The sequence below is a fragment of the Rhodococcus sp. C1 genome (genome assembly GCF_020809065.1).
GTDB lineage: Bacteria > Actinomycetota > Actinomycetes > Mycobacteriales > Mycobacteriaceae > Rhodococcus_F > Rhodococcus_F qingshengii.
The window spans coordinates 3,322,926-3,341,561 of record NZ_CP078080.1 but is presented as its reverse complement, the minus strand read 5'-3'; the positions used below and the strand labels follow the sequence as shown (position 1 = coordinate 3,341,561).

Below are 18,636 nucleotides of genomic sequence, written 5' to 3'. Positions count from 1 at the left end.
GGGCCTACGCGAACAGCCTCGACACCGGGAGCGGTGCCGAGGCTGTTCGGGTTCAGCTTCGAGTTCGAAGAAGGTGAAATCAGGCGTTGGCGGCCTTGTACTCGCGGCGGCGGCGATGCAGGATCGGCTCCGTGTATCCGCTGGGCTGCTTCGCGCCTTCGAGGATGAGTTCCTTGGCAGCCTGGAACGCGATGTTGGAATCGAAATCAGGTGCCATGTTGCGGTACTCGGCGTCGCCCTCGTTCTGACGGTCGACAACCGGGGCCATGCGCTCGAGTGCACTGACAACGTCGCCCTCGCTGACGATGCCGTGACGCAGCCAGTTGGCGAGCAGCTGGCTCGAGATGCGCAGCGTGGCGCGATCCTCCATGAGCGCGACATCGTGGATGTCGGGAACCTTGGAGCAGCCGACGCCCGCGTCGATCCAACGGACCACGTAGCCGAGGATGGACTGGCAGTTGTTGTCGAGCTCTTCCTTCTTCTCCGCGTCCGTCCAGTCGGTGCTGGGAGCGAGCGGGATGGTCAGGATGTCGTCGACGCTCGCGCGAGGCTTGCCCTTCAGGCTGTCCTGAACTGCGAATACGTCGACGCGGTGGTAGTGCGTCGCGTGCAGCGTTGCGCCGGTCGGCGAAGGTACCCATGCAGTGTTGGCGCCGGCCTTGGGGTGACCGATCTTCTGCTCGAGCATGTCTGCCATCAACTCGGTCATGGCCCACATGCCCTTGCCGATCTGGGCCTTGCCCTGCAGACCGCAGGCCAGACCGGTGTCGACGTTCCAGTCCTCGTAGGCGCCGATCCACTTCTGCTTCTTCATCTCGGCCTTGCGCACCATCGCGCCGGCTTCCATGGAGGTGTGGATCTCGTCGCCGGTGCGGTCGAGGAAGCCGGTGTTGATGAACACGACGCGGTCGCTGGCTTCCTTGATGCAGGCGGCGAGGTTGACCGTCGTACGACGCTCCTCGTCCATGATGCCGACCTTGAGCGTGTTCTCCGGAAGCCCGAGGACCTGCTCGACACGGCCGAACAGTTCGGTGGTGAAGGCAACCTCCTCGGGACCGTGCTGCTTGGGCTTGACGATGTAGATCGAGCCGGTGCGGCTGTTGTCGAGCGGTCCGTTGGCGTCACTGATCGAGAGGCCGTGCACTGCACAGGCACTGGTGATCAAGGCGTCGAGGATGCCCTCGGGGACCTCGTTGCCGTCGGCGTCGAGGATCGCGGGGTTGGTCATGAGGTGGCCGACGTTGCGGACGAACAGGAGCGAACGACCGTGCAGGCTGAGTTCGCTGCCGTCGACTGCGGTGTACTTACGGTCGCCGTTGAGCGTGCGGGTGAAGGACTTGGCGCCCTTCTTGATCTCCTCGGACAGGTCACCACGGTTGAGACCCAACCAGTTTCGGTAGCCGACAACCTTGTCGTCGGCGTCGACAGCGGCGACCGAGTCCTCGAAGTCCATGATCGTGGTGACGGCGGATTCGAGAACGACGTCCTTGACGCCGGCGGCGTCGGTGCTGCCGATCGGGGACGAGGCGTCGATCTGGATCTCGGCGTGCAATCCGTTGTTGAGCAGCAGGATGCTCGTCGGTGCGTCCTTCTCGCCGAGGTAGCCGACGAACTTCTCCGGCTGGGCGAGCGTGGTGACAGTACCGTCTGCCAACGTGATCTTCAGTTCACTGCCGTCGACAACGTACTTGGTTGAATCTGCATGCGATCCCGACGCGAGAGGTGCTGCCGCATCGAGGAATTCACGCGCCCAGGCGATGACCTTGTCGCCGCGGACCTTGTTGTAGCCGGAACCCTTCTCGGCGCCGTTCTCCTCGGAGATGGCGTTGGTGCCGTACAGCGCGTCGTACAACGAACCCCAGCGGGCGTTGGACGCGTTGAGTGCGAAGCGCGCGTTGAGGATCGGCACGACCAACTGCGGGCCGGCCGTCGAGGTGATCTCGGTGTCGACGTTCGCGGTGGTGACCGAGAACTCGGCAGGCGTCGGCAGGAGGTAGCCGATTTCCTGCAGGAACGCCTTGTACGCGGCGGCGTCGATGGGAGCGCCGGCGTGATCGCGATGCCACTGATCGATCTGAGCCTGCAGATCGTCACGCTTGGCAAGCAAGTCGCGGTTCTTCGGTGCGAGCTCGGTGATGACCTTGTCGGCGCCGGCCCAGAACGTTTCGGCGTCTACACCGGTGCCGGGAAGAGCCTCCTCGACCACGAAGTCGTAGAGAACCTTGGCAACCTGAAGACTGCCGACCTGAACGCGCTCAGTCATGAATAGCCTCACTTTTCCGAAAGCGGAGCATCACATATGGATGCCATGAACCAACATCAATGTTACCTGGGAGTATTCCCACCGCTGTCCGCGCCCTGAGCTGCGATAATCGGGCGCGAAGAGCTGAAACGATCAAGTGAAATTCGTTCTGTCTAGAGTTTGCGCGCGGAAATCTCGAAACCAGCCGCGCGTAGACGCTCGACCAGGACGTCGCCGAGCGCTGTCGCTGGAGTCAAAACGCCGGTGGCCGGGGGAAGAGCCTTTTGGTCCTTCGCCAACGACAACGCAGATTCGCCGAGCATTACCGCCGTCGCGCTGTATCCCGGGTCGCCCTTCGCCTTCACTCGTGATGTGTATCGGGCGCCGGTCGTGGTCGTGGTGAACACGTCGAGCGTGAAGTGGCCCTTCTTCTGGGTGCTCTCGCTCGGACCTTCACCGGGAGCCGGCAATACCTTGTCGAGAAGGAAACGTGTCGGAGGTAGAGCGAGTCCGGCGACCAGCGCGCCGAGGCCGACCGCCACGCCGCCCGCAATCACCGGTGACACCACCGATGAGCCGACGCTCATCACCTCGCTGTACTTGAACTTCTTGCCGTACGCCCACTCTCGGAGCGCATTGCTGCGACGGACGACTCGTGTGTTGTACGACGCCATCACGAACGGCGCTTTCCACCCCTTCAACGACGGATCGATCTTCTTGCCGTCGACCACGCTCACGTCGCTCTGGCGTCCGAGTTCGGGCTCCCGATCACGATCGGGGCTCAGCGAGTACGGCGAGGCAGCAAGTTTCCGCAGGCGCGCATCGTCTTTCGACACGTCGATTTGGTTGCGAAGCGAATCGATGGTGCCACCGCTCACGCCGCCGCGCAGGGCCGTGACCACCAGGGTGGTGTCGGTGAGCTCGCCGGCGCCGTCGGCGGCGACCTTCTCGTGCAGGACGTGAACTCCGAGATCGGAAGGGATGGAATCGAATCCGCAGGAATGGACGATCTTGGCACCGGTCGAGACCGCCAGCTCATGGTTGTCGTCGATGCTCTCGCGGTGGAACAGCACCTCACCGGTCAGGTCGACGTAATGAGTTCCGGCGGAGGCGCATTCGTGAACAAGGGCGTGGCCGTACTTGGCATACGGGCCGACCGTGGTGGCGACGACCCGGGTTCGCTGGGCGAGTGCCTTCAGTGCGGTTGCGTCGTCGGCGTCGGCGATGATCAAGGGGAGATCGGCAGCGGCAGTACCCAGATCGGCGCGAGTGGCTGCCAACTTTTCGAGGGAGCGGCCACCGAGGCCGATCTTCGTGCCTTCGGGAGCATGTTTGACGAGGTAGTCGGCGAGAAGCTTACCGACGAAGCCGCTCGCTCCGTAGACGATGATGTCGAGTTCTCGGGCGGGCGAGGTTCCAGTCATGGAGCCAGCCTACAAACGAGTAGTCGAAAGTGATGTGACCGCGGTCACTCGGCGGGGAGGGGCTCCTTGACGACGAGGATCGGAGCCTCGACTTCGAGCAACAGGCGTTGCAGCGGGCGTTCGAGGAGGAACTTGCCGATGGGGGACATCCGGCGTGTTCCGACGATCAGGAGATCGACACCCGCGTCGTGGACCAGGTCGACGAGCGCGGTAACCGGATCGCCGTCGTGCTCTGTGGTGCGCAGATCCCACTTCGTCTCCGAGAATCCACCGGCGTCGAGCGCTGACTGGATCTCGCCGCGAAGAGCGGCCCGATCGTCCTCGGTGTCTCCGAGGTTGACCGTGCCTCCGATGTTGACGTCGTCCAGGACGTGCAGAACCAGCAGTTCCTCGCTTCGACCCACGGATTCCCGTGCAGCGGCCACGATTGCGGCACGGCCTTCCGGGCTGTCCTTGTGTACGACGGCGATCGTCATGGTTCCTCCGAGTCGGTGAGCAGTGTCGGCTCCATTATCGCCTGCAATGCTGTGCTCTACCTGAAATGAGCTACTCGACACGGGGGTTCGGGGGTGACGAGATCGCCACATCGGGGCGGCTGGGTGCTGCCCATCACGAATGCGGCGTGCTGCCGATCACCACGGCGAGGGTTTGTAGTCCTTGAGGAAGCAGCCGTGCAGGTCGACGCCCAGTTCACCCTGAACGATGGGGTCGTAGACGCGGGCGGCACCGTCGACGAGGTCGAGTGGTGCGTGAAAACCTTCGTCGGCCAACCGCATCTTGGTGAAGTGTGGGCGTTCGTCGGTGATCCAGCCGGTGTCGACGGCGGTCATGAGGATGCCGTCGTCGAGCATTTCCTTGGAGCTGGTGCGGGTCAGCATGTTCAGTGCTGCCTTGGCCATGTTGGTGTGCGGGTGGCCAGGGCCCTTGTACGCGCGGCTGAACTGGCCTTCCATGGCGGAAACGTTCACGACGTACTTGCGTCGCGCAGCGGACGCAGCCATCGACGGGCGCAAGCGCGAAACGAGGATGAAGGGCGCGACCGAGTTGCAGAGCTGGACTTCGAGAAGCTCGATCGGATCGACCTCTTCGACGGTCTGAACCCAGCTGTTGGTGTGCGCGAGGTCGGGCAGCAGCCCGCCCGCGTCGATGGCGATGCCCTGCTCGATGCGATCGGGTGACGCCGACTTGGCGACGAGGGCGAGTGAACTGACCGCGTCGGCGGACAGATTTCCGGAGGTGATGCTTGCGACGTCCGACAGCGATCCGGCCAGAGCCGCGGGGTGGGCGTCGCTCGTCTTGCCGAAAGTCAGGACATCAGGCAGTTCACCGGCGGGAAGCGCACCGGACTCGGCGTCGACCAGAGCGCCGTAGGCACCGGGGGAGCGTCGGACGGTTTGCGCGGCGTTGTTGATGAGGATGTCGAGTGGACCCTGTGCGGCAACGGAATCCGCGAGTGCAACAACCTGGGCGGGGTCGCGGAGGTCGATGCCGACGATGCGCAGACGGTGAATCCAGTCGTTGCTGTCTTCCATCGCTTTGAATCGGCGGATCGCGTCGTTGGGGAATCGCGTCGTGATGGTCAGATGTGCGCCGTCACGCAGCAGGCGCAACGCGATGTACATGCCGATCTTCGCGCGGCCGCCGGTCAGAAGTGCGCGTCGGCCGGTGAGATCAGTGCTGGCATCACGTTTGCTGCGGCTGGTGGCAGCGCAATCGGGGCACAGTTGGTGGTAGAAGGCGTCGACTGCGGTGTAGCGCTGCTTGCAGATGTAGCACGGCCGCGCCTTGATGAGCGTGCCGGCGGAAGCGCCCGCGGTGTTCGACTTGATCGGAATGCCTGCGGTCTCGTCGTCGATGCGATCGGGTGAACCGGTGGCAGTCGCAGCGACCACTCGGCGGTCGGCTTCGTTGACGGCTGCGCGCGAGGCGAGGCGACGCTTCTTCTTGAGTCGCTTGAACAGATGGCCGACAGCGCGCTGCATGGTGATCGAATCGGGATGCTCGTCGTCGAGTTCGGCGGCTTCGGAAAGGACCTTCAGGCAGATTTCGAGTTCCGCGGGGTCGAGTCCGGTGAGTTCGGCTCGAGCAGATTCTGAATCGGCTGTTTCCAGCGAATCTGCCTGCAGTGCATCCGACTTCTTGGTGTCTGTATCCACTTCGAACTTCTGTTCCATCTCGATCGCCGCTCGCGCGGACTGTTCCCTGGTGCGGGAACTTCGCCAATTACGAGAAAAGCTCCGGTTCGATGAACCGGAGCTTTTCCTGTCTGTCTCAACACAGAGTGTCCGAGGGGGGACTTGAACCCCCACGTCCGTTAATAGGACACTAGCACCTCAAGCTAGCGCGTCTGCCATTCCGCCACTCGGACTCGGCCCCGATTTCTCGGTGCTGGGAAAGAGTATCCGATGCCATCCCCAGGTCCCAAATCGCCCCACTACTGTGCGCCTTTATTAACCGCCGGGGGTTAATAAAGGCGCACAGCAAAAAGACCCCAGCCTGATCAGGCTGGGGTCTTTTTGCTGTATTCGAGTGTCCGAGGGGGGACTTGAACCCCCACGTCCGTTAATAGGACACTAGCACCTCAAGCTAGCGCGTCTGCCATTCCGCCACTCGGACTCGGCCCCGATTTCTCGGTGCTGGGAAAGAGTATCCGATTAGGTGAGCTGCCCCAAATCGCCAGGTTGCGGGGCATTCCGGTCGCCCGCGTCGTTTGATTCGATGGTAGGAAAGTGGAATGACCACAACCCCGAATAATCCGAATCCGAGCAGAGCCGAAGCAGAAGTAGTCGAACTGGTCAGTTCCCTCATCCGCTTCGACACCTCGAACACGGGAGAACTCGAAACCACCAAAGGCGAGCGTGCGTGCGCGGAGTGGGTTGCCGCGCAGCTTCAAGAAGTCGGTTACGAGACGGAATACGTCGAGTCCGGAGCACCCGGCCGAGGAAATGTCTTTGCTCGTTTGAAGGGAGCCGAGTCTGGTCGTGGTGCGTTGATGCTTCACGGTCACCTCGACGTAGTTCCGGCCGAGCCCGCCGACTGGAGCGTCCATCCCTTTGCCGGCACCGTCCAGGACGGTTACGTCTGGGGGCGCGGCGCCGTGGACATGAAGGACATGGTCGGGATGATCCTGGCCCTCGCCAGACAGTTCAAGGCGGAAGGCGTCGTACCGCCGCGTGATCTGGTGTTCGCCTTCGTGGCGGACGAGGAAGCTGGCGGAAAGTACGGATGCCAGTGGCTGGTCGAGCACCGCCCGGATCTGTTCGAGGGAGTGACCGAGGCCGTGGGTGAGGTCGGCGGTTTCTCGCTGACGGTTCCGCGGCCTGACGGAACCGACCGCCGGCTCTACCTCGTGGAGACTGCGGAAAAGGGCCTAGGTTGGATGCGTCTGACTGCCAAGGGACGCGCCGGGCACGGCTCCTTCCTCCACGACGACAACGCGGTCGCGACACTCGCCGGCGCGGTCTCGAGGCTTGCTGCCCACCAGTTCCCGATCGTGATCTCTGATTCGGTCGCGGAGTTCCTGACCGCCGTCGGCGAGGAGACCGGATTGGACTTCGATCCGGGATCACCCGACATCGACGGGACTCTCGCGAAGTTGGGGACGATCGCCAACATCATCGGGGCGACGTTCCGTGACACGGCGAACCCGACGATGCTCAAGGCCGGATACAAGGCGAACGTCATTCCGCAGACTGCCGAGGCGGTCTTCGACTGCCGCGTGCTGCCGGGACGGCAGGCCGAATTCGAGCGCACGGTGGACCAACTGATCGGTCCCGACGTGACCCGCGAGTGGATCACCAAGCTGGATTCGTACGAAACAACGTTCGACGGCCACCTCGTAGACGCCATGAACGAGGCGATCCTCGCCCACGATCCGGAGGCTCGCACAGTTCCGTACATGCTCTCCGGCGGAACCGACGCGAAGGCATTCGCGAAACTGGGCATTCGCTGCTTCGGCTTCGCGCCGTTGCAGTTGCCGCCCGAGCTGGATTTCAGCGCGCTGTTCCACGGCGTCGACGAGCGAGTTCCGGTGGACGCACTACTGTTCGGGACACGTGTTCTGGAACATTTCCTGCTCAATTCCTGACGAGCACGTAGATAGATCCGTGAGCTCGACGCACATCGAGCTCTCTTGTCACAGAAAGGATTCGCATGGCGCACGATCCGTACGAACCATTGCCGAAGTTGCCGAGTTTCGAGCTGACCAGTGACGACATCACTGCGGGCCAGCCGCTGAAGCTTGCTCAGGCCAGTGGAGCCTTCGGTGTCCCCGGTGGCGAAGACATCTCACCGCAGCTCTCGTGGTCCGGCTTTCCGGCCGAGACGAAGAGCTTCGTCGTGACGGTGTTCGATCCGGACGCACCGACTGCGTCGGGGTTCTGGCACTGGGCCGTGGCGAACATCCCCGCTTCCGTCACCGAGCTCCCCGCCGGTGCCGGCGCGGCGGACAGCGATGTCCTGCCCGCCGGAACCGTCACCCTCCGCCACGACGGTGGTGGGTTCGGTTTCATCGGTGCAGGCCCGCCTCCCGGGCACGGTCCGCATCGCTACATCGTTGCGGTGCATGCCCTCGACGTGGAGGCGCTCGACGGAGTCACCCCTGATTCGTCGCCGGCGTTCCTCGGTTTCAACGTGTTCCATCACGCGATTGCGCGTGCAACCCTGACCGGGACGTTCGAGGTCGAATAGTCACTATGCTGTGCGCCTTTATTAACCGCGGGCGGTTAATAAAGGCGCACAGCACTCTCTAGCGAGGGTTCTCAGCTCCCACAGCCTGGGCGATCGACGAGAAACCCGCTGCGCGGACCCGCTTGGCTATCCCCTTGTGGATGCTGCGAGCCCAGAACGGTCCGCCGTAGATGAAGCCGGTGTATCCCTGCACCAGCGTCGCGCCGGCGAGGATCCGTTCCCACGCCTGATCGGCCGTCTCGATACCGCCGACCGAGATGATGGTCATCTTGTCGCCCACTCGGGCGTACAGGCGCCGAAGTACTTCGAGTGAGCGCTCGGCGACCGGTGCACCGGACAGCCCGCCTGCGCCGAGTGCAGCTACCTCGGCGTCCGGGGTCTTCAAACCGTCGCGACGGATCGTGGTGTTGGTCGCGACGATTCCGGCAAGTCCGAGTTCGATTGCCAGATCGGCGACCGCGTCGACGTCCTCGTCCGAGAGGTCGGGCGCGATCTTCACCAGTACCGGCACGCTGACGGTGTCGAGCACGGCCTGCAGGATCGGGCGCAGTGATTCGACGGCCTGCAGATCACGGAGTCCAGGTGTGTTCGGCGAGCTGACATTCACGACCATGAAGTCGGCCAGCGGACCCAGAAGCTGCGCGCTGGCGGTGTAGTCGGCAGCGGCGTCGGCGGCTTCGACGATCTTGGTCTTGCCGATGTTGGCACCGATCGGCACCGTGACGCGGCGCTGTCGCAGGAAATTCGCCGCGTGACCAGCGCCGTGGTTGTTGAAGCCCATCCGGTTGATCAGAGCGCGGTCGGCCGGAAGACGGAAGAGACGCGGCGCGGGGTTACCGGGCTGAGCCTGGGCCGTCACTGTTCCGACCTCAGCGAAACCGAATCCCAACGGGCCCCAGGCGTCGACTCCGGTGGCGTCCTTGTCGAATCCTGCGGCCAGGCCGAGAGGTGCCGGGAACGTCAGACCGAATGCCTGACTCCGCAGAACCGGGTCGTCGACGACAAGGACTTTTGCGACCAGCCAGCGAAGGGGAGCGAACCGTGTCACCAGTTTCATCGCGGTGAAGGCAATGTGGTGGATGCGTTCCGGTGGGACCCGGAACATCAGGCTCAGCAGCAGTTGGTACACGATTCTCCAGCTCTTCGATGGTGTGATTTTGTCAGCGGTTTCGACAGCGGCGGGCCCTGGTCGTCTGTTGGACGATCAGTGCTGAATGCCGTCCGGATCGGTCACGTGCAGCGGTGTCTTCTTTCGCTTGAGGAGCACGCGACGACTGCCGTCGGGGTAGAGACGGACTCGGGAGAGTTCCCATCCGCCGAACTCGGCGGAGATCGCCAGACGCATCGACGCCGTGACCCGCGAAACGTTCGGCGGTAGTCGAAGGGGCACATAGTCGAACTTGTCGTCCGACGTCTCCCACTGCGCGGGGATCCCGCGCGTACGCTTTTCCATCAGTTCTCCCGTGACGGGATGACCTGCAGCCCGTCACCGGTTGCCGATCCGACGATCAGATTGCCGTTGGAAGAGTCTACGGCCAACGAATTCGGCTGTCGCACCGTCTTGAACCGTCCGGTCTCCACGGGGATGCCGGACGACAGATCGAAGCCGACCACTTCATTGGTCGCGGTCAGTGTCACCCACACCCGATCCGCGGTCTCGTCGTAGGCAACGGCGTACGGCGACTCGCCGACGGGGTAGCGCTGGTGCATCAGGAGCGGATCGGCAGTGAAGACGAGCAGTTCGTTGCCGGTGGTGTCGGTGACCAGAATGCGTCCGAAGCGATCGGTGGCCAGATGAGTTGCGCCCTCACCGGCGCGGAGAGCGACGCCGAGTTTGCCGTCTCCGAGGTTGATCGCCGTCAGCGAGGTCTGACGGTGATCGAGGGCGCTCAGGTTGTCGCCGGTGACCGCGAGTTCGTCGACGGATGCGAATCCCGAAACCGTCTGTGACTGATCGGTCTTCGGGTCGACGATGTGAACTGAACCATTGTCCGTGCCGATCGCGATGCGGCCGTCGTTGAGTTCGACCGCTGAATTCGCCTGCCCGTCTACCGGGATGGACGTCTGTTCGCCCGAAGTCAGATTCAGCTTCACTACCTGGCGATCCATCGACAGAAGAGCGCTACCGTCAGAGCCGATCGAAACGTCGCGTACGTCGGAATCCAGGGCTGTTGGACGACCTGCAGAGGCGGGGTCGGCGCCGGCCAAACTGTCCGAAGGAACGACCAGCACCGAACGGGGGTCGTTGGCAACCACTACAGCCCTGCGCGTGATCGGGTCGAATGTGATGGAATCGATCAGACCTGAATACGGGTGAACCACGCCGTCCGGGGTACTGGTGGTGGCCGGTGAGACCGCTGCCGTTGCGGGATCGATCGTGATGAGGTCGTCTCCGCCATCTCCGGAAGAACATCCTGTGACCAGCAGAACCGCCGCCCCCATTGCTGCTGCAGTGGTGCGGATCCCTAGGCGAGCCATGTGTAGTTCCTCTTTTTCTTGTCATCTGTTCTTCACGCAGTGCGACTGTCATCGATCATCCCTGATCGCAGTCGGGCGCCGTTCATCGCGTCGAGGAACTACCGACCATTCCGCTCACACCCCTGACGCGATACCGTACGAACAGCGGTTGCGGTTGACGCTGCAATCACCGAGGAGATCATTGTGATTCCCACAGAACCCACCGATTCCGGCGCGCAGTCGCCCGAACCGGCGCGGCCGGGCTTCGAGATCGAGGACCTCACCGTCGGCGCTCACGCACACGGTTTCGGCAGGTCCGACGGTCGAACTTTCGCGTTCCGCGTACGAAAGAGCATGCTGTTCGTCGAGGTATACGGCGAATACTGCGAGCACAGTGTGCCGACCCCTGCAGACGTTGTCGCCACCGCGGAGCGATCGGTGACCGACATCGATCTGACCGACGAGCGAAGCATCGCCGGTGTGGTCCGCGACGCAGTTCTGTCCACGGAGGCTGATTGGTCACAGCCCGGTGACGGAGTTCGTGAGGGCGACGGCCGCAGCCTGCCGACGGTGAGAGCCGTCCTGAACAGGCTGGGATCGATCATCGATTCTGTTCGGTGAATTCTCGGCGCGGGATGACCAGCGTTGCTCCGGTTGTCGGATGCGGGAACACCTCGACCGGATAACCGTAGACGCGGGTCAGAAGCTCTTCGTGCAACACCGATTCCGGGGGACCGTCAGCGGCGATGCGGCCGTTTTCGAGCACGACGATCCGATCCGCGTACGCCGCTGCCAACGCGAGGTCGTGCAAAACGACGACGACGGCATCGCCGTCCGCAGCGCGAGCGCGCGCCACGGACATCACCGCCTCCTGGTGTCCGAGGTCGAGAGCTGCAGTCGGCTCGTCCAGCAGGATGGTCGACGTTTCCTGTGCCAGTACCCGGGCCAGCGCGACCCGCGCTTGCTCGCCGCCGGACAGCACGGCGAACGGCCGATTGGCGAACCCCTCGACATCGCAGGTCTTCATCGCCGCGGTGATAGCAGCGCCGTCGCGGTCTTCTCGGCGAGTTCCGGTCCATGGCGCACGTCCCATACGAACCACCTGGCGAGCGCTGAACGAAAATCCGATGGTGTGTTTCTGGGGGAGCACCGCGCGTCGGCGCGCCATGTCGATCGGCGACCACTGAGTGAGGTCGGTGCCGTCAACGTCCACCCGCCCAGCGATGACGGGCTGATCACCGGCCAACGCCGCAAGAAGAGTCGACTTACCGGCGCCGTTCGGTCCGACGAGAACGACTAGCTCGCCTGCCCGGACTTCGATGGACACGCCTTCCAGAATCTGCCGACCACCGCGTTCGACTGTGATGTCGCGCGCCTCGAGGGTGACATCACCGACGGCTGGGCTCTTCGGTTCGGGGGTGACGCGGCCGAACAGTTCGCGCCAGTTTCTTACGAGGCTGCTCATGCCCACCCGCCCTGTTGCGCGCGCGTGCGTCGGAGAAGCCAGAAGAAGAAGGGGCCGCCCACCAGAGCGGTCAGCATTCCGAGGGGCAGGTCTGCGTTGTCGATCAGCGACCGCGAGCCCAGATCTGCGACAAGCAGAACCAGTGCGCCGGCGAGGGCGCTCGCCGGAATCAGCGCGCGGTGGCCAGGTCCGACGAGAATGCGCATCAGGTGCGGAACGACCAGACCGACGAAGAGGATGATGCCGGTGAAGGCAACACTCGCCGAGACCAGGAGAGCGACGATCAGTACCGCGAACTGGCGAAGCCGTTCGACGTTGACGCCCAGATGACGGGCCGCGTGTTCACCGAGCGCCAGCAGGTCGAGACGTGGGGCGATCATCATGGTCGCGGCGATCCCGACGACGGTCATCGGCGCCACGATCAGGACTGCGTTCCAGGAAGCGCCGTTGAGTGAGCCGAGTTGCCAGAACACGATCTGATCGCGAGCGGACGGGCTGGCGACGAAGGTGAAGAACGCGATGAGCCCGCCGGCGAACGCGTTGATCGCGACGCCCGTCAGCACCAACGTCACTACTTCCGTTCGGCCTTCGTGCCGAGCCAGCAGGTAGACCGCCGCGGTGGTGACCAGCCCGGCGACGAACGCAGCCGCAGCAACGGCCCAGCCGGCCACGAACGTTCCCCCGACGACGATGACAGCACTCGCGCCAACTGCCGCGCCCGCAGACACTCCGATCACTCCGGGTTCTGCGAGCGGATTGGAGAACACACCCTGCAGGAGCGCACCGGAACATCCCAGCGCCGCGCCGACACAGATGGCGAGCACGACGCGGGGGAATCGAACCTCCCACAAAGTCACTTCACCGCTGGGATGGGCGGGCATCGGACCGAGGTCGAGCCCGATGCGATGCAGGATGCTGCCCAAAACCTCGAGTGGCGACGTCGGAACTTGACCGATGCACGCCGACAGCACCGCGACGATCACCAGGGCGAGAGTCAAGCTGACCAGAACCGCACTCACCCGCGACCGCGACGCGGGGGCAGACGCCGACTTGTCGGCGCCCCCGACGTCGTGTGAATCCTCGGCCGACACAGTCTTACCTGCTTCGGAACTACCTGTCTCTGTACTCACGAATCAGCACTCACGAATCTTTGCTCACGATCCACCGGGCTCGTAGATCGCTTCGGCGAGTGCCGCCATGACGCGTCCGGTGTTGGGCCCGAAGCTGAGCAGTACACCGTCCGCCATGTCGACTACTCGTTTGTTCTTTCCAGCCGGCGTCTGCGCGATGCCAGGGACCTTTTCGAGGCCGTCGATTCCGCCGATCGATGCCAATCCGTCCGTCATCATCAGCAGGGCGTCAGGCGCTGCGGCGATGAGCGCTTCGCTGGTGATGGGCACGAACTGTTGTGTGATGCCCGAGGCGGTTCCTGCATCGGTGGCGCCGAGTGCCTCGATCAAGGAATCTGCTCCGGACCCTTCACCGCCGATCATGGTGATGGCCGATCCGCGCATGTAGAGGAATGCGATTTTCAGTGGATCGCCCTCGGTGGGGACCAGGTCACGAGCTCCAGCGATTTCCGATTCGGTCCGATCGACCAGCGCCGCGCCCTGGGCGGGGACGCCGAGCGCGTCGGCGACGGCCTGGAGTTGTCCTGGCACACCCTCGAGTGTTCGGGTCGGATCGAAGAAGACGACGGGAACACCGGCGGCGCGCAACTGATCCTGGACGCTCTTGGGCCCGATACTGGTGTCGGTGAGAACAACGGTGGGATTGAGGTCGAGAATTGCCTCGGTGTTGAGCGATTGGCCGCCGACCGTGACAACCGGCACGTCCGCGACTGCGGGGAACTTGGCGGCGGTGTCGCGGCCGACGAGATTGTCACCGAGGCCGAGCGCCACCGTCGTCGTCGCGAGCGTCCCGTAGCGGTCGGCCGCAACGATCCGGCTGTTGTCGGTGATGGTCACGTCGACGCCGTCGAAGCTCTTCACCGTCACGGGCAGTGTCGCGGTCGGGTTGTCGGACACGGGAACCGGGCTGGAATCTTCGAGTACCGCGGTCCTGGCACCCTGAGATGTCGTCGAAGTGTCGCTGGACCCGCAAGCCACCAGACCGAAACCGGCTGCTGCGACCAGAGCCGCCGCGGCCAAGCGCTTCATCATTTGACGAGGTAGCTCTCGATGTCGCCTTCGAGGTCGGCGAACAGGTCGCCGTTGAGGCGGTATGCCAGATTCACCTCGTCGATGAAACGCTGCTGTTCCTCGGCAGGAATCTGCAGTGCATCCAGATTCGAGCGGTAGTCGTCCTTGAAAGGCTTCGGCTTGGGGATGCCTTCGAAGATGTAGAAGCGAAGTCCGTCGGTCTCGAATCCGTAGGCGCGTTCGAGCATCCGGCGGATGATCTGTCCGCCCGAGAGATCGCCCATGTACCGAAGGTAGTGATGTGCGACGAAGCCGGCAGGCCAGTCGAACGCCACCTCCTTCAGGCGGGCGATGTAGCGCTCGGTTGCCGGCAGTGCCACGAGTTCGTCGCGCCAGTTCGGTCCGCCGAGGAACTCGAGATCGGCCTCGAGTGAAGCCACGCGCAACAGATCCTCGGACAGGAACGGGGCGACCAACTCGTTGTCGGCGTGTGTGCGGCCGGCCTCTTCGAGGCTCGTGTAGACGAGGTACGTCTGTCCCAGAAGTGCGGCGTAGCCAGCCGTGGTCAGCTCACCGCCGAGTAGTGCGCCTACGAATCGCGACTGCTCCGTCTCGCGGTGTGCTGCGTCCGTCTCGGTCTTGATTCGTTCGGAGAAGGCTGGGCCTGCGTCTGCGGAAAGGCTGTCTACGTCGAGCGTGGTCATTGATTCTCCTGAGGCTGTAGTCAAGCGTTGCCTACTAGGTTAGCCTGCCCTCGCCAACGCGATACCTCCGGTATTTCGATCAGCGGGACAGATCAAGCGCTCACATCGTCGAGAGCCGCGGCAATCGCTTTCGGAAGTTCCAATTCTTCGGTTGCCAGTACTCCTGTCAACTGGGCGAGATCACGCGTGCCGACGACGGCGCTGGCCACCCCGGCGCGATCGCGCGCCCAGGCCAGTGCCACCGCCAGTGGGGAAGTACCCAGACCGTCGGCAGCGGTAACGACTGCGTCGACCACCCGGATCGAGGAATCGGTCAGATAGCTCTGCACATCCTGCGAATGTGCTTCGTCGGCGCCGCGGGAATCGACGGGAATGCCGTCGCGGTACTTGCCGGTCAGCACACCGCCCGCGAGGGGCACTGCGGCGAACACTCCGACGCCGTGATGGGCCGCCGCTGCGAACAATTCTTCCTCGACGCCGCGTGCGAGCAACGAGTACTCGGCCTGCGTCGCGGCGAGTGTTGTTGCGCCACCGGCTCCTACGGCCGTCGCGAGCTGCCAGCCGAGGTAGCCGCGCACTCCGACGTACCGCACCTTGCCGCTCGAGACGGCGTAGTCGAGGGTTGCTGCAACCTCGTCGACGGGCGTGAGCGGATCCCAGGTTGCGACCTGCCACATGTCGAGGAAGTCGGTTCCGAGTTCACGAAGAGTCGCGTCGAGCTGGCGGAGCAATCCGCGCCGCGAGCAGTCGACGCGGTCGGTGCCGATCGGTGTGGGGTCGATGCCGGCGCTCGAGCTGATGATGAGTTCGTCACGTGGAACGACGTCGTCGAGCAACTCGGCGAGGATTCGTTGCGCCGCACCGGCGCCGTAGGCGGGCGAGGTGTCGACCAGGGTTCCGCCGGCCTCGGCGAACGCGAGTAGCTGCGCAGCAGCCTCGTCGCCGTCCGTGTCGCGTCCCCATGTCAGTGTGCCGAGCCCAAGTCGCGAGACCCGAAGTCCGCTCGTTCCGACAGATCTGTGCTTCATAACCGCCTGCATCTCGCGCCCGACTCGTGTGCGCAAGTGCGGCACCCGAGAGATCTCACCACGTGCAGACTAGTAGGCGCTCGCCTCGAGTCGGGGTATTCGGACACGGACGTGCCGGGCGCGGCGCGGCGCCGTGGGCCCCGGTAGCGTGGCGCCGGTGAAACGTGAACCCGACACACGAAACCTGTGTGCAGTAACCCCATTCGAATCAGCCGGGATCGGTGAGTGATGGGCGAAGCGATGACCTGGCTCCAGGCCGTGATCCTGGGCCTCGTGCAGGGCTTGACCGAGTTCCTGCCCATCTCGTCTTCCGGACATTTGCGAATCGTGTCGGAGATATTCTTCGGCAGTGACGCCGGCGCGTCGTTCACCGCGGTGACGCAGCTCGGCACCGAGTTGGCGGTCCTGATCTACTTCGCACGCGACATCGTGAGGATCATCACTGCCTGGTTCCGAGGTGTGTTCAATGCCGAGCACCGGGGTGATCTCGATTACCGGATGGGCTGGTATGTCATCATCGGCACCATCCCGGTCGGCATCCTCGGGTTCTTCTTCAAAGACCAGATCCGTACCGGCGCACGCAATCTGTGGCTGATTGCCACGATGCTGATCGTGTTCGCGCTCGTCATCGCTGCTGCCGAGTACTACGGACGCAAGACGCGCCCGATCGAATCGCTCACAGCGCGCGACGGCATCATCATGGGTTCGGCTCAGGCGCTCGCGCTCATCCCGGGTGTCTCACGTTCGGGTGGCACGATCAGTGCCGGCCTTTTCCTCGGGCTCACCCGTGAGGCCGCAGCCCGTTACTCGTTCCTGTTGGCGATTCCGGCAGTTCTCGCCTCCGGTTTGTTCAGCCTCCCGGATGCCTTCGAGCCGGCTGGTGAGGGTCTGAACGCGAGCGGTCCGCAGTTGCTGGTGGCAACCGTCATCGCCTTCGCGGTCGGTTACGCAGCGATCGCCTGGCTGCTTCGATTTGTTGTCGATCACTCCATGTACTGGTTCGTCGGATACAGAATCGCTCTCGGCGTAGTCGTCCTTGCGTTGCTGGCCACAGGGGTCGTGTCCGCGACATAGGGCCCGTTTCGACGTCGACCACCCGTCCGTGCGGCCACCGCCCCATTAGGGTTGTGGAATGACAGTTGTCCTACTGCGGCACGGGCGGTCGACGTCCAACACTGCCCATACCCTGGCCGGTCGAACGCCGGGTGTGGAACTCGACGACCACGGCCGGAAACAGGCCGAAGGCGTCGTCGATCGGCTGGTCGGTCTGGACATCGCGGAGATCGTCCGCTCGCCGCTGTTGCGGTGTGAGCAGACGGTCGGCCCCATTGCCGTCGACCGTGGTCTGACGCCGGTGGTCGAGGATCGCCTCATCGAGGTCGATTACGGCGACTGGACGGGTCGCCCGCTCAAGGAACTCTTGGAAGAACCGCTCTGGAAAGTGGTGCAGCGCCACGCTTCCGGTGCAGTGTTTCCCGGCGGTGAAGGGCTGGCCCAGGTACAGGCGCGAGCCGTTGCCGCGATCCGAGAGCACGACGCACGACTGGCCGAAGAACACGGCAAGGACGTCGTCTGGATCGCGTGCACGCACGGTGACGTCATCAAATCGGTTCTCGCCGACGCGTTTGCGATGCACCTCGATTCGTTCCAGCGCATCGTCGCCGAGCCCGCCTCGGTCAGTGTGATTCGCTACACGGCGACACTGCCGTTCGTTCTTCGCGTCAACGACACCGGAGACGTACTCGCCGCGATCGGTGCAGCGAAGGCCGCGACCAACGGTTCGGCTCCCGCGCAGGAGTCCGTCCCCGGCGGAGAGGTCGGTGCGTGACCTGTGACGGATAATGGGTATTCAGTGATGTTCTGCTCGAACTCGAGGAGGTGCAATGTCGCGCGCGATTCACGTATTTCGCACTCCTGACCGATTTGTCGCAGGAACGGTGGGCGAACCCGGTGACAGGTCTTTCTATCTCCAGGCCGTGCACGAATCACGGGTGGTGAGTGTGCTGCTCGAGAAGCAGCAGGTTCAGGTCCTCGCCGATCGCATGGGCCTACTCCTCGAAGAGGTACACCGACGCTTCGGAACCGAGGTTCCGCCCCAAGCCGACGACGTCTCCGATCTCAGCCCGCTGGTCACACCACTCGACGCGGAGTTCCGGGTCGGCACGATGGGGCTCGGTTGGGACGCCGATGCCGGGGCGGTCGTCGTGGAGCTGCTTGCCGTCAGCGAGACGGAGTTCGACGAATCGGTGGTCCTCGACGACGCTGACGACGGTCCGGACGCAGTCCGTGTGTTCCTGACTCCGGAGCAAGCGCGCGAGTTTTCGCTGCGGTCCGAACGCGTCATCGCGGCGGGACGCGCGCCGTGCCCGCTGTGTGGTGAACCGTTGGCGCCCGAGGGGCACGTCTGCATCCGCACCAATGGGTACCGACGCGGCGAGTCCTTCGGTTTCGCGATCGACGACGCAGACGACGACGAGGTCTGACGT

18 protein-coding genes and 2 tRNA genes are annotated in these 18,636 nt (G+C 63.8%); 6 read left to right on the top strand and 14 right to left on the bottom strand.

The window, feature by feature from the left end; genetic code table 11:
* Positions 1-79 precede the first annotated feature (79 nt).
* From KTR60_RS15320 to KTR60_RS15295, 6 genes are all read right to left on the bottom strand, one after another.
* A complete protein-coding gene (locus tag KTR60_RS15320) occupies positions 80-2,263 on the bottom strand; it encodes a malate synthase G (protein ID WP_065455769.1) in 2,184 nt (727 codons plus the stop codon).
* Between the two features lie 152 nt (positions 2,264-2,415).
* Positions 2,416-3,666 carry a saccharopine dehydrogenase family protein gene (locus KTR60_RS15315; RefSeq protein ID WP_042924714.1) on the bottom strand — a complete coding sequence of 417 codons (1,251 nt, stop codon included), beginning with the start codon at positions 3,664-3,666 and terminating at the stop codon, positions 2,416-2,418.
* A gap of 44 nt (positions 3,667-3,710) precedes the next feature.
* Positions 3,711-4,142, bottom strand: a complete 432-nt coding sequence (locus KTR60_RS15310) for a universal stress protein (protein ID WP_003946198.1) — start codon at positions 4,140-4,142, stop codon at positions 3,711-3,713.
* Positions 4,143-4,298: 156 nt separating this feature from the next.
* The gene (locus KTR60_RS15305) at positions 4,299-5,840 is read right to left on the bottom strand and encodes an SDR family NAD(P)-dependent oxidoreductase (protein ID WP_030537525.1); all 1,542 of its coding nucleotides are present in this window, start codon (positions 5,838-5,840) and stop codon (positions 4,299-4,301) included.
* 108 nt (positions 5,841-5,948) lie between these two features.
* Positions 5,949-6,034 (bottom strand) — tRNA-Leu (locus tag KTR60_RS15300).
* A 162-nt stretch (positions 6,035-6,196) separates the two neighbouring features.
* Positions 6,197-6,282, bottom strand: a tRNA-Leu gene (locus KTR60_RS15295).
* A gap of 118 nt (positions 6,283-6,400) precedes the next feature.
* Between KTR60_RS15295 and KTR60_RS15290 the strand changes: the two genes are divergently transcribed.
* Entirely contained in the window at positions 6,401-7,753 is a 1,353-nt protein-coding gene (locus KTR60_RS15290) for a M20/M25/M40 family metallo-hydrolase (RefSeq protein ID WP_003946170.1), read from the top strand.
* Between the two features lie 65 nt (positions 7,754-7,818).
* On the top strand, positions 7,819-8,355 hold the full coding sequence (locus KTR60_RS15285; RefSeq protein WP_054827756.1) for a YbhB/YbcL family Raf kinase inhibitor-like protein: 537 nt from the start codon (positions 7,819-7,821) through the stop codon (positions 8,353-8,355).
* Between the two features lie 58 nt (positions 8,356-8,413).
* Here KTR60_RS15285 and KTR60_RS15280 read toward each other — a convergent pair whose 3' ends face one another.
* The 3 genes from KTR60_RS15280 to KTR60_RS15270 form a co-directional block, all read right to left on the bottom strand.
* Positions 8,414-9,484 (bottom strand): quinone-dependent dihydroorotate dehydrogenase, encoded by a 1,071-nt coding sequence (locus KTR60_RS15280; protein ID WP_003946149.1) that lies wholly within the window; start codon positions 9,482-9,484, stop codon positions 8,414-8,416.
* A 75-nt stretch (positions 9,485-9,559) separates the two neighbouring features.
* The gene (locus tag KTR60_RS15275; protein WP_003946171.1) at positions 9,560-9,808 is read right to left on the bottom strand and encodes a DUF5703 family protein; all 249 of its coding nucleotides are present in this window, start codon (positions 9,806-9,808) and stop codon (positions 9,560-9,562) included.
* Positions 9,808-10,833 (bottom strand): hypothetical protein, encoded by a 1,026-nt coding sequence (locus tag KTR60_RS15270; protein ID WP_064444622.1) that lies wholly within the window; start codon positions 10,831-10,833, stop codon positions 9,808-9,810. The genes KTR60_RS15275 and KTR60_RS15270 overlap by 1 nt, the downstream gene beginning before the upstream one ends.
* A gap of 183 nt (positions 10,834-11,016) precedes the next feature.
* Here KTR60_RS15270 and KTR60_RS15265 point away from each other — a divergent pair, with 183 nt between their 5' ends.
* A complete protein-coding gene (locus KTR60_RS15265) occupies positions 11,017-11,433 on the top strand; it encodes a hypothetical protein (protein ID WP_228401004.1) in 417 nt (138 codons plus the stop codon).
* Here the strand turns inward: KTR60_RS15265 and KTR60_RS15260 are convergent.
* From KTR60_RS15260 to KTR60_RS15240, 5 genes are all read right to left on the bottom strand, one after another.
* The gene (locus tag KTR60_RS15260; protein WP_007733386.1) at positions 11,414-12,277 is read right to left on the bottom strand and encodes a heme ABC transporter ATP-binding protein; all 864 of its coding nucleotides are present in this window, start codon (positions 12,275-12,277) and stop codon (positions 11,414-11,416) included. The genes KTR60_RS15265 and KTR60_RS15260 overlap by 20 nt on opposite strands.
* Complete coding sequence (locus tag KTR60_RS15255) at positions 12,274-13,368, bottom strand: FecCD family ABC transporter permease (RefSeq protein ID WP_050655282.1); 1,095 nt, start codon at positions 13,366-13,368, stop codon at positions 12,274-12,276. Before KTR60_RS15255 ends, KTR60_RS15260 begins: the two co-directional genes overlap by 4 nt.
* Positions 13,369-13,431: 63 nt before the next feature.
* A complete protein-coding gene (locus KTR60_RS15250) occupies positions 13,432-14,439 on the bottom strand; it encodes a heme/hemin ABC transporter substrate-binding protein (protein ID WP_042450998.1) in 1,008 nt (335 codons plus the stop codon).
* On the bottom strand, positions 14,436-15,122 hold the full coding sequence (locus KTR60_RS15245) for a heme oxygenase (biliverdin-producing) (RefSeq protein ID WP_003946162.1): 687 nt from the start codon (positions 15,120-15,122) through the stop codon (positions 14,436-14,438). Before KTR60_RS15245 ends, KTR60_RS15250 begins: the two co-directional genes overlap by 4 nt.
* A gap of 92 nt (positions 15,123-15,214) precedes the next feature.
* Positions 15,215-16,150: an aldo/keto reductase gene (locus tag KTR60_RS15240; RefSeq protein ID WP_003946175.1), complete on the bottom strand. Its 936-nt coding sequence runs from the start codon at positions 16,148-16,150 to the stop codon at positions 15,215-15,217.
* Positions 16,151-16,378: 228 nt separating this feature from the next.
* On the opposite strand from KTR60_RS15240, the gene KTR60_RS15235 reads away from it, so the two are divergent.
* From KTR60_RS15235 to KTR60_RS15225, 3 genes are read left to right on the top strand one after another with little or no spacing between them, the layout of a single operon-like run.
* Positions 16,379-17,224, top strand: coding sequence for an undecaprenyl-diphosphate phosphatase (locus KTR60_RS15235; protein ID WP_030537531.1), 846 nt, complete (start codon positions 16,379-16,381; stop codon positions 17,222-17,224).
* Positions 17,225-17,282: 58 nt separating this feature from the next.
* Entirely contained in the window at positions 17,283-17,978 is a 696-nt protein-coding gene (locus KTR60_RS15230) for a histidine phosphatase family protein (RefSeq protein ID WP_003946173.1), read from the top strand.
* Positions 17,979-18,033: 55 nt separating this feature from the next.
* Complete coding sequence (locus KTR60_RS15225; protein WP_003946200.1) at positions 18,034-18,633, top strand: DUF3090 domain-containing protein; 600 nt, start codon at positions 18,034-18,036, stop codon at positions 18,631-18,633.
* The last annotated feature ends 3 nt before the right edge of the window (positions 18,634-18,636 follow it).